This window comes from Lutibacter sp. (assembly GCF_041596795.1).
GTDB lineage: Bacteria > Bacteroidota > Bacteroidia > Flavobacteriales > Flavobacteriaceae > Lutibacter.
Genome location: NZ_JBFHHX010000005.1, coordinates 40,781 through 52,098 on the forward strand (window position 1 = coordinate 40,781; position 11,318 = coordinate 52,098).

Annotated in this window: 11 protein-coding genes; 6 read left to right on the forward strand and 5 right to left on the reverse strand. The window is 28.0% G+C overall.

The window, feature by feature from the left end:
* Positions 1–19: 19 nt before the first annotated feature.
* Complete coding sequence (locus ABY298_RS01455; protein ID WP_372744208.1) at positions 20–1,243, reverse strand: multidrug effflux MFS transporter; 1,224 nt, start codon at positions 1,241–1,243, stop codon at positions 20–22.
* Between the two features lie 103 nt (positions 1,244–1,346).
* On the opposite strand from ABY298_RS01455, the gene ABY298_RS01460 reads away from it, so the two are divergent.
* A complete protein-coding gene (locus ABY298_RS01460; RefSeq protein WP_372744209.1) occupies positions 1,347–1,955 on the forward strand; it encodes a class I SAM-dependent methyltransferase in 609 nt (202 codons plus the stop codon).
* A 385-nt stretch (positions 1,956–2,340) separates the two neighbouring features.
* Here the strand turns inward: ABY298_RS01460 and ABY298_RS01465 are convergent, their stop codons facing one another.
* Positions 2,341–3,015 carry an NAD(P)H-dependent oxidoreductase gene (locus ABY298_RS01465; protein ID WP_372744210.1) on the reverse strand — a complete coding sequence of 225 codons (675 nt, stop codon included), beginning with the start codon at positions 3,013–3,015 and terminating at the stop codon, positions 2,341–2,343.
* Between the two features lie 236 nt (positions 3,016–3,251).
* On the opposite strand from ABY298_RS01465, the gene ABY298_RS01470 reads away from it, so the two are divergent.
* Positions 3,252–3,596 (forward strand): winged helix-turn-helix transcriptional regulator, encoded by a 345-nt coding sequence (locus tag ABY298_RS01470; RefSeq protein ID WP_372744211.1) that lies wholly within the window; start codon positions 3,252–3,254, stop codon positions 3,594–3,596.
* A gap of 62 nt (positions 3,597–3,658) precedes the next feature.
* Positions 3,659–4,384 carry a class I SAM-dependent methyltransferase gene (locus ABY298_RS01475; protein WP_372744212.1) on the forward strand — a complete coding sequence of 242 codons (726 nt, stop codon included), beginning with the start codon at positions 3,659–3,661 and terminating at the stop codon, positions 4,382–4,384.
* Between the two features lie 21 nt (positions 4,385–4,405).
* Here the strand turns inward: ABY298_RS01475 and ABY298_RS01480 are convergent, their stop codons facing one another.
* Positions 4,406–5,629 carry a MalY/PatB family protein gene (locus ABY298_RS01480; RefSeq protein WP_372744213.1) on the reverse strand — a complete coding sequence of 408 codons (1,224 nt, stop codon included), beginning with the start codon at positions 5,627–5,629 and terminating at the stop codon, positions 4,406–4,408.
* 244 nt (positions 5,630–5,873) lie between these two features.
* Between ABY298_RS01480 and ABY298_RS01485 the strand changes: the two genes are divergently transcribed.
* Together ABY298_RS01485 and ABY298_RS01490 are read left to right on the forward strand one after the other, a co-directional pair.
* Positions 5,874–6,488 carry a DEAD/DEAH box helicase gene (locus tag ABY298_RS01485; RefSeq protein WP_372744214.1) on the forward strand — a complete coding sequence of 205 codons (615 nt, stop codon included), beginning with the start codon at positions 5,874–5,876 and terminating at the stop codon, positions 6,486–6,488.
* Between the two features lie 35 nt (positions 6,489–6,523).
* Positions 6,524–7,159, forward strand: coding sequence for a thiamine phosphate synthase (locus ABY298_RS01490; RefSeq protein WP_372744215.1), 636 nt, complete (start codon positions 6,524–6,526; stop codon positions 7,157–7,159).
* A gap of 25 nt (positions 7,160–7,184) precedes the next feature.
* On the opposite strand, the gene ABY298_RS01495 is transcribed toward ABY298_RS01490, so the two are convergent.
* Together ABY298_RS01495 and ABY298_RS01500 are read right to left on the reverse strand one after the other, a co-directional pair.
* Entirely contained in the window at positions 7,185–9,680 is a 2,496-nt protein-coding gene (locus ABY298_RS01495) for an ABC transporter permease (RefSeq protein ID WP_372744219.1), read from the reverse strand.
* A 44-nt stretch (positions 9,681–9,724) separates the two neighbouring features.
* Positions 9,725–10,414 carry an ABC transporter ATP-binding protein gene (locus ABY298_RS01500; protein ID WP_372744216.1) on the reverse strand — a complete coding sequence of 230 codons (690 nt, stop codon included), beginning with the start codon at positions 10,412–10,414 and terminating at the stop codon, positions 9,725–9,727.
* Between the two features lie 32 nt (positions 10,415–10,446).
* On the opposite strand from ABY298_RS01500, the gene ABY298_RS01505 reads away from it, so the two are divergent.
* The gene (locus ABY298_RS01505; RefSeq protein WP_372744217.1) at positions 10,447–11,178 is read left to right on the forward strand and encodes an arylesterase; all 732 of its coding nucleotides are present in this window, start codon (positions 10,447–10,449) and stop codon (positions 11,176–11,178) included.
* Positions 11,179–11,318: the final 140 nt, after the last annotated feature.

Genomic DNA, 11,318 nt, shown 5'->3' on the forward strand with positions numbered 1-11,318 from the left:
AAATAGAGTAGTGGTTATGCTATTTTTTTATAGCAGAATATTTCATTTTTCTTCTTTTAAGTATTTTTAAATAACTGAGTATTAGTATAGATAAAAAACTACAAATTGTAAATCCGATAAAAAGTGGGAGTGCAGTGTTTGCAGTATATTTTCCAATAAATGTACTAATTGGAACCGCCATCATAGTAGAAATAAAACCTGTAATTGCAGCTCCAATTCCAGCAATATGTCCAATTGGTTGCATTGCCAATGCTCTTAAATTTCCAAATAAAAATCCGATTGAAATAAATTGAAGAAAGAAGAAAATCAATAAAAATGTAATTGGTGGATTTGTGGAACCAAAAAATAATAGTACATATAAAAAAGATACACTAAAAAAGGTAAAAAGCGCAATTGTTACTAATTTTTCCATCCCAAATTTTAAAACAAGTGTTCCGTTTAAAAAAGTAGAAGTTCCAATAGCAACAGCTAAACCAGCAAAAATGTATGGAAACTCATTTTGCAAATTGTATTGTTCTTGAAAAACATGTTGTGAAGTACTTAAATAAACCATAAAAGACCCTGTAATAAACCCTGAAATTATGGTAAATCCAATGGTTTCTTTAGATTTATAAATTTCTTTTAAACCATTTACAAAAACATATTTTGAAAATTTTACCCTATGTTCTTTTGCAAGGGTTTCTGGTTGTCGTTTCCAAAACCAAAAAGATATTAATATACTAAATATCAGTTGAATATAAAATATAGCTTGCCAATTATAATGGTTTAAAACAAATTGTCCCATAGCAGGTGCAACAATAGGAACTAAAAGGAAAACAACGGTTATAAACGACATAATTCGAGCCATATAATCGCCGCTAAAAGTATCTCTAACCATAGCAATGCTTATAGTTCTTGGAGCAGAAAGTCCAATTCCCTGAAGAATTCTTCCTGCTATCATAACTTCTAAATTTGTAGCATGAACACAAATAAAACTGGCTAGTATAAAAATAGTAAATCCTAAATATACAATAGGTTTACGTCCAAAAGTATCAGAAATAGGTCCAAATAATAAAGGTCCAATACCTAAACCTAAAAAAATCATTGTTATTAAAAGTTGATGATCAGCAGATTGAGTAGTTCCAATAGAAAAACCAATAAAATTTAATGCAGGTAGTAAAGCATCTATTGCCAAGGCTACAATAGACATTAAAGAAGCCATTAAGGCAATAAATTCAAATTGAGATGGTATTTTTTTTAACATTTTGGCAAATGTACAGTAATTGTTGAATTTGAAAACTATAATTGAAGGGTTAAAAAAATTATGCTATCAATTTTTGTAATTTGCAGACTCTAAAAACAGTTTTATGAATTTGAAAACATTAAAAGAAAATATAGATAAGATTGATATTTATATTTTAGATCAAATTTTAAAAGGTAGCTACCAAAAAGAAGATATAATATTAGATGCAGGATGTGGATCCGGAAGAAATTTAAAGTGGTTTTACAATACTGATATTAAAGTATTTGGAGTTGATATTGAAAGTGAAGCTTTAAATAATTGTAAAGAATTGTATCCTAAGCAAAAAGATAATTTTATCCAATGTACTATAGATAAAATTCCTTTTAATGCTAATACGTTTAATCATATAATTTGTAATGCTGTATTACATTTTGCCAAAGATGAAAATGAATTTTTAAAAATGTATAGCGAATTGCTTAGAGTTTTAAAACCTAACGGAAGTTTATTTATAAGAATGGCTTCAAATTTTGGAATTAAAAATGATGTAGAGTATGTTTCTCATGGAAATTACAAATTACCTGATGGTTCAACGAGGTTTTTATTAACTAAAGAAGTATTGCAATTAATTTTAGAAATAGAAAATACTAAACTAGTAGAAGATATAAAAACAACCATTGTACATAACAAAAGGAGTATGACGACTATTATTATTAAAAAGGAAGGAAGCATATGATTTTTGATTAATTAAATATTCTATTTAACATAATGTAAATTATAATACATTTTATATTGTTGGTTTAGCCAGTGGCTGAAGCAATAATTAAGAATGATGGCGCGCTGGCGAATTGCTGTATAGCTGTATTTCAAACTATTTAAACATAATTGTAGATATAGTGCCTTTAGGTCTATATCGTTAGACAAATCGACTTTAGGAGATTCGAGAACTCCTATTTATCAAATAAAAATGCACGTGATTAATTATGTTAAAAGTAATTACATCTTATAAAGTTCTAATTTTATATGATTGTTATAATTACAAATTATGCTAAATATCCGAAACACTTTGTATTTCTTTAGGATATTTAGCATTTGTTATAATATTTAAAAAATTTTTTAAATTACATAAAAGTAACAATATCTTCAAAGTTTCTTCTTGATTTCCCAAATTCAGGATCTGTTTTTCTGTATCCAAAAGCAACCATAAAAGATAAACCATATTTATTGGTATCTACACCAAATTTTTCTTTTAACAACTCCTCTGCTTTTTCTTGATGAAACCCTTCAATTGGACAGCTATCAATACCTATTAATGCCGCAGAAGTCATCATATTTCCTAATGTTATATAGGTTTGTTTTGATGACCAATCGAATAATTTTTTATCTGTATCTAAATTAAAATCACGTTCTTGAAATTCTCTATAAAATTTAGAATACACCTCAATCACATCTGCTGGAAATTGTTTTACATCTTTCATCATATGCATAATGTACTCTGAATTATGTTTTACCATTGGAGCCTTCATACTTAACCCTAAAACAAAATGACTTGCAGTATCTAATTTTAAAGGAGCTCCCCAAGCAACTGGCTTTAATAATTCGCGTAATTCTTTATTTTGAACTACAATAAAATGCCAAGGTTCAAAACCGAACGAACTTGGAGATAAATTAGCTGTTTTAAGGATAAAATTAATATCCTCATTGGAAATTGTTTTTGAAGCATCAAATTCTTTAGTCGCATGTCTAAATTGAAATGCGTTTAAAATGTCTTCTCTTGCTATGTTTGGTGTATTCATAATTTCTATTCAATTTATTTAACTATCATTTTTATAGTGACAAAAGTATGTATAGTAATTCAATTACACAATAACGGTCAAAAATGATAGTATAAAAAAAAATATTTAAAAACCTGTAATACAGCTATATAAATAATTATTATTTTACTATAAAAAGTATAGTTGTATAATTAAATATAGTAGTATATCTTTGCCCTTCGGAATATAAGAATATTATAATTTTTAACAGTTTTGTTATGTATAAATTTAATGGGAAAGAGTACCCATGTTGTGCAAGTTTAACTATGGGTGTTATTGGGGGAAAATGGAAGACAGTTATATTATATCATTTGATTGATGGAACCCTTAGATATAACGAATTGAGAAAAGAAATGCCTTCTGTTACTGAAAGAACTTTAAGCCTGCAATTAAAGACTTTGGAAGAAGATGGAATAATTAAAAGAAAGGTATATGCTTCAAAACCACCTTTAAAAGTTGAGTATTCGCTAACAGATTTAGGTAAAACATTAATACCTGTTATTCAATCAATTGCTGATTGGGGCTTTTTAGTTGTTCAAGAAAAAAGTGAAATTGTAATATAAAAATTAATAGTAGTTTTTAAAAAATGTAAAAGGTATCTTTAAATTTTAAATAACTATCTATTATGAGTTTTTACCAGCAAATAGCAATGTATTATCATCATATTTTTAAAATCAATATTCAACAAATAGATTTTATCAAATCAAAAATACCTGAAAATTACGCTAAACTTATTGATATTGGCTGTGGTATTGGAACGCTTTCTTTTGAGTTAATTAAATATTATAACAGCGTACTTGGAATTGATATGGATGCAGAAATGATAAAAACAGCTTTAAAAGAAAATAAAGAGAAATTAAAACCTGCTCATTTTCAACAAAATAGTATGCTTGAGTTAAACTCTTTTATAGGTAAAAATACTATTGACGGAATTGTATGTTTTGGAAATACTTTAGTTCATTTAAATTCTTTAGATGAAATAGCTGATTTTTTAAAGCAATCAAAAAGAGTTCTTAAAAAAGACGGGAAATTATTGCTACAAATAGTAAATTATGATAAAATTCTTTCGCAAAATATAAAGCAATTACCACTTATTGAAAACGATGAAATTATTTTTGAACGAAATTATCATTATCAAAAATCTGAAAATAAAATTGAGTTTAATACACGGTTAACGGTAAAATCTACCCAACAAATAATTGAAAACAGTATTTTATTAGTACCAATTTTAAAAAAGGAACTTTCGGTTTTACTAAAAAATGCAGGTTTTATTAATTGTAATTTATACGGAAATTTCAATCAAAATTTATATTCAATAGATAGCCCAGCATTAATTGTAGAGGCTTGGTAATTTTTTAAATTATATAAAAAACTAAAAAGGCTTAAAATTATTACTGTTTTCAGCTTCATTAAAAGCACTATCTAAACCACTATCAATAGCTTCTTTTAATTGATAAAAACTTTGTTGAATTTTTGCTAATGGGGTTGCTATATTCATTCTCATAAATTGCGGTCCACTTGCTTTAAACCAATCTCCAGGAGCTAAACCTAATTTTGCTTGTTTCATAATTAAATATTTTAGAGCTGTTTCCGATAAATTTAACTTACTAAAATCTAACCAAATTTGGTAAGTGCCTTCGGGTTTACACATGGTAACTTCTGGTAATTCTTTTTCAAGAAAATTAACTATCCAATTAACTGTATTTTCAAGGTAAACCAATAAATCCTTTAACCACTCCTCTCCTTCTGAATATGCTGCTATTGTTGCGTTTGTAGTAAGTATAGTTCCGTGATTTATATACAAAGATTCTACCGTACTTTTAACTTTTTCATGCATTTCTTTATTTGGAATATATAAATATCCATTAGAAATACTTTGCAAGCCAAATGTTTTTGCCGGAGATCCAATAACTGTAATATGATTTTCACTATTTATTAAGGAAGTTATACTGTTAAATTTTGATTTTGAGTATACAATTTCCGAATGAATTTCATCACTAATAATAGTAACATTATGTTCGTTTGCAATATCAACTAACTCTTGTAATTCTTTTTTAGTCCATACTCTACCAACTGGATTGTGTGGGTTGCAAAGTAAAATTACTTTAATATTTAATGTTTTAATTTGATTTTTTACAGCTTCAAAATCCATTTTATAATGACCGTTTACAACTTTTAATTTATTGCAAACTACTTTTCTCCCAGCAGATTCTATAATTTTAAAAAATTGATGATATACAGGCGTTTGTACCATTATATTATCACCTTTTTCAGTTAATTCTCTAATTAAAACACCTATTCCTGTTAACACTCCAAGTACTTGTATAAATGATTTTGGGTTTAATTTTAATTGGTGACGTTTAAAATTCCAATCAGAAATAACTTTAAAAACACTATCCGTATCAAATTCATACGAATATATATTACGTGAAACCAATTCTTGTAAGGCTTTTTGTATTGGTTTTGCAACTTCAAAATCCATATCAGCAATCCATAGTGGAATTACATCTGTAGTACCAAACATGGCTTTTAATAAATTAGGATTGCTTTTAGTAAACTTGTTTTTTACGGAATGTATTTTATCAAAATTGTTCATTATTATTTAATTTTGTAGTGCAAAAATTTAGTTTTTTAATGTTTTTTTTTAAAGTAAAATTAGCTGTAAAGTTAGTAGTTGTTGCAATTAAAAGCAATCTTTTTTAAGGTTGTTTTTCCTTTAAAATAGTATACTTCCCTCCTTTTTCACTCTAACAAAACAATAGTTTTTAACACAAATAAATTTCCGTTAATTTAATTGTACCTTTGCACCTTTAATAAAAAATAGTAAAACTGTTAATTCAATGCCTTTTAAAAAATTACATTCCAATATAAAAGAAAAGTTAGAATCTCTAGAAATTACAACTCCTACTCCTTTTCAAATTGCTAGTATTCCTGTAATAAAAAGCGGATCTAATGTATATTGTTTGGCTTCAAAAGATAGTGGAAAAACAACAACTTTAATACTTACAACTTTACAAAAATTAAAATGTGAAGAAGTTGGAAATGTTCCAAGAGCTATGGTTTTAGTAGAAAATAATGAAAGAGCATCGGAATTATATAATACCTTTTTAACCTTTACAAAACATACATCATTACGTGTTTATTTTGGAGATGAAAAAGTTCATATTGATACGTTAAAATCTGAAATATTTGAAGGAATTGATATTCTTATTTCTACTCCTAAAACAATGAGGGAGTTATTTTTATTAAACGGTATAAATTCTTCTCAATTAAAGATATTTAGTATAGACGATGCAGAATTTTTAGCTCAAAAAACTGCTTATACAGAATCACTTATGACAATTACTCAAAGTATAGATAAATGTCAGTTTGTTATTTATGCAGAAAAAATGCATCCAATTTTAAAACGATTTGAGTCTAATTTTATGGAGCGTTCTATGCTTGTTTCTGTTTAAAAAAATACTAATTCACATTTTATTACACCTATTTAATGATACCTAAACTACATTATATATCTCAAGGAAATACGCCAAAAGAGCATTTAGAGAACATTCAAAAAGTTTGTACATCTGGAGCAGAATTAGTGCAATTACGTTTAAAAAACATTTCTGATAAAAAATTTTTAAAATGTGCTGAAGAAGCTAGAGAAATTACGGCTCATTTTCAAACCAGATTAATTATTAACGATGATTACAAAATAGCAAAAACCATTAAAGCAGATGGCGTACATTTAGGAAAAACAGATGTCTGCCCTACTATTTCCAGAAAACATTTATTTACCTGGCAAATGATTGGTGGAACTGCAAATACCATACAAGATTGCCAAGTATTAATTGGTAAAAATGTAGATTATATATATTTAAGTCCTTTTAAATTAGTATCTGAAAAAAGTAATTTAATTCCTTTAGGATTAAATGGTTATACGTTAATTATGGAAGCGTTAAAAACAAATACACCTATTATTGGATTTGGAAATATTACAACAAATGATGTTGAAGCTATTTTAAAAACAGGTGTTTCTGGAATTGCAGTTTCTGATGAAATTACGCGTGATTTTAATACCATAAGAACATTTAACCAATTGTTAAATGCTTCTTCCACAAAAGAACAGCGTTATACATTTTAATAAAAAATCTATTATAAATCCCAAATTAACCTTCTCTTCTTAAAACTTCTAATGGTGGACTTTTTAGTACGCTTCTAATATTGCTTAAGCCTATAATTAATACCAACAACGTAATTCCTGGTAAAAAAACTAAAAACGGAATTAAGGAAGGAATAAACGGTTCTTTAAATAAAAAAACCGCTAATAATTGACTACTGATAAGTGATAATACTATTCCAACTAAACTACCAATAATTCCTAAATACATATATTCTAAGGCTGTAATTTGTAAAATATGTTTACTTTTTGCACCTAAGGTTCTTAACAATACGCTTTCTTTAATTCGTTGATATTTACTGTTTCTAACCGATCCAATTAAAACAATAACTCCAGTTAAAATACTAAAGAAAGCCATAAAATTAATAATCCAAGAAATTTTATTTAATATATCTTCAATTATGGTGTAAACTTGTTGTAAATCTAGCACGGAAATATTTGGAAATTTTTTAACTAAATCTCTTTGTAAGTCAGCAGAACTTTCTTCATTTGGCACATATGTAGTTAAAACGTTAAACTGAGGTGCATTTTCTAAAACACCTGTTGGAAATAATACCGAAAAATTCAATTGCATTCGTCCCCAATCTACTTTTCTAATACTTCCTACAGTAGTTTTCATTAAAACTCCTTGAACATTAAAAATTAATTGATCTCCAATTTCTAAAGCAGCATCTCTGGCAATATTGTCGGATATTGAAATTAAAATTGGTTTATTTGACTCTACTGTTGATGACCAAGTTCCTTCAATAATTTCTTCCGATTCTAATAAGGAATCTCTGTAAGTAACTCTAAATTCGTGGTTTAAAATCCATTGATTCATTGTTGAAGTTGAATCTTTTCTAATATCATTTACCAAAGCATCTTTAATTTGATGCAATCGCATAGTTACAATTGGAATGTTATCTATAATTTTTAACCCTTTTGGAATAACCGTATTTATAACAGCTTCTTTTTGATTGTTTTGAACATCCATTAAAATAACATTGGCATTCTCAGAATTATTTTCAATAGCTGTTTTTGCAAGTAAAATATCTTTGGTAAAATACAACGTACTTATTAAAAAAGTACCTAAGCCAATAGCTAAAATTAACACCATTGTTTGATTATTTGGCCGAAATAAATTTAATAAACTCTGACGGCTAGTAAATCCCCAATTGGTTGGAAAGTATTTTTTAATGGCATTCATAAAAACACTTGCCACACCAGCCATTATGGAAAAAGTAATTAAAATACCAACCATAAATATCAAGCCAAATAAAGCATCTTTAAGTAACCAAAATGAAAATAGAAATATAAAAACTAAAATAGCTGTTAAAGTTAAAAGCCGTGCTTTTCTTGGTTTTACTATGTTTTCATCGGTACCTCTTAAAACTTCTAACGGAGAAACATACCAAGTACCTAACAAGGGTAACAAAGCAAATAATACCGACATTAAAACTCCTAAAGATATTCCCATTACCAATGGTTGTAGCGTAATAGAGATTTGTACATCAAATGGTAAAAACTCTTGAAAAAAATATGGAAATGCATATTGCAATGCAATACCAATAGTAGCGCCTAAAACTCCTCCAATAAACCCAATACCAACTACTTGCAATAAATAAATTAAAAATGTTTGTTTTCTGGTGGCTCCAATACATTTTAGTACTGCCACATTTTTTAATTTTTCTTTAATATAAATATGTACAGAGCTGGCAATGCCAATGCAACCAAGTAAAAGTGCAATAAAAGCAGCCAAATTTAAAAACTTACTTACGTTATCGTACCTTCTACCCAAGCGTTCACTTGTGCTAGTATGTGTATCTAAATCAGCATTTTCATTATCTAAAATAGGATCTATTTTTTTATCTAATTCCTCCAAATCCATAGTTGAAGGTGCTTTAAAAAAGTATTGATATTCTTTTCTACTACCTTGCTGTAATAATTCAGTATCATCAATAAATTTAAAAGGAATTAAAACAGTTGGGGCGACTGACGAAGAAAAAGCTGTACTACCCGGAATAGATTTTAAAATTCCGGAGATTGGAAATGTAAGTTTTCCTAATTTAATAGAATCTCCTATTTTTAAATTGTATTGCAACATTAACGTAGCATCTACCAAAGCGGATCCTAATTGTTGATAGTCTTTAGCAGCACTAATTGGTTCTGTATCTAAACTACCATAAAATGGAAAATTTCCTTCTATGGCGCGTACTTTAACTAGTTTTGTGCCATCATTTTTTGGAAATGCAGCCATAGAAACAAAATTAACTTCAGAAGCTAATACATTTAAAGAATCTATAATTGCTTGAACCTTTTTTGATGGAAGTTGTTTGCTATCTATTATAAAATCAGCGCCCATTAAAGCTTTGCTCTGATTTTTAATATTTTGTTTTAAATTTTCACTAAATAGTTGAATAGATACAACTGCAGCAATTCCTAATATAATAGATGCCATAAACAACATTAATCTGGAAAGGCTTGCTTTTCCATCTCGCCAAGCCATTTTAAACAGCCATTGTACGGAGGTTTTTGAAGATAAATTGCTCATTAACCTGCAATTGTTTTTTCATTGGACATAATTTTACCTCCTTTTAAACGCAGTATTTGTTGCGTTCTATTGGCTAAATCTAAATCGTGGGTTATTATAACTAAAGTTGTTCCGGCATCTTTGTTTAATTGCAATAGTAATTGAATTACTTTTTCACCAGTTTCTTCATCTAAATTTCCCGTAGGTTCATCGGCAAATAAAATACTTGGTTTGTTAGAAAATGCTCTAGCTAAAGCAACACGTTGTTGCTCACCACCAGATAATTGCGATGGATAATGGTGAAAACGATCGGCCAAACCTACTTTTTGTAATAATTCCATTCCAACCTTTGCGGCATTTTTATCTCCTTGCAATTCTAAAGGAACAATTACGTTTTCTAAAGCTGTTAATGTTGGTAATAATTGAAAATTTTGAAAAATAAATCCTACTTCTTTATTTCGTAATTGAGCACGTTCGTCTTCATTTAAAATTTCTAAATTACTTCCGCATAATTCAATTGTACCGCTACTTGGATAATCTAAACCTGCACATAAGCCAAGCAATGTAGTTTTACCGCTTCCAGAAGGACCAACAATTGAAAAGGTACTACCCTTTTCTACTTCAAAAGAAATATTAGACAGTACAGTAAGTTTTTTGGAACCGCTAGTATAAGTTTTCTCTAGTTCATGAATCTTTAATATCTTTGTCATAGTACTTATTTAATATATGATCTATCTAAATTATGATGAATTTGAAAAATAAACATTTGGTTTTAAATATGAATACTATTGGAATAAAGATTTTCTTAAAATTTTGTTATTTTTCATTAGTGTTAATTGTACTTTCTTGTAAATCAGATGTTTCTAAACAAGAAGCAACAACCGAAAAAGCGACCGTTGAAACTGAAAATAGCAGTACTAAAACTATTTTGGTTTTTGGCGATAGTTTAACTGCAGGTTATGGTTTAGATGATGTAAATGATGCGTTTCCTGCCATTATTCAAACTAAAATAGACTCACTTAAATTAGAATATACTGTTATAAATTCTGGATTAAGTGGTGAAACTTCGGCCGGCGGAAAAAACAGAATAAATTGGGTGCTAAATCAAAAAATAGATATTTTTATTTTAGAATTAGGAGCAAATGATGGATTGCGTGGCGTTCCTTTATCAGAAACAAGAAAAAATTTACAAGCCATTATAGATGCTGTGTTAGAAAAAAATTCGGAAACTAAAATAATATTGGCCGGAATGCAATTACCTCCAAATATGGGAGAAGATTATACTACAGAGTTTAAAACTATATTTCCTGAATTAGCTACAAAAAATAAGCTTTACTTAATTCCTTTTTTATTAAAAGATGTAGGTGGAATTGCTGAGTTAAATCAGGCTGATGGTATTCATCCAACGGTTGAAGGTCAAAAAATACTAGCAAAAAATGTTTGGACTGTTTTAGAGCCATTATTAAAATCATAAAATTTTAAAATGAAAAAAATAACTATTTCTGTAGTGTTCAGTTTAATGTGTTTTGTTAATGTAAAAGCAGTTTCAAATCCGTTTATACATTTAGATTCGCTTAGTTTGGCAAAAACTAAAATAATGATTGAGAATGGTAC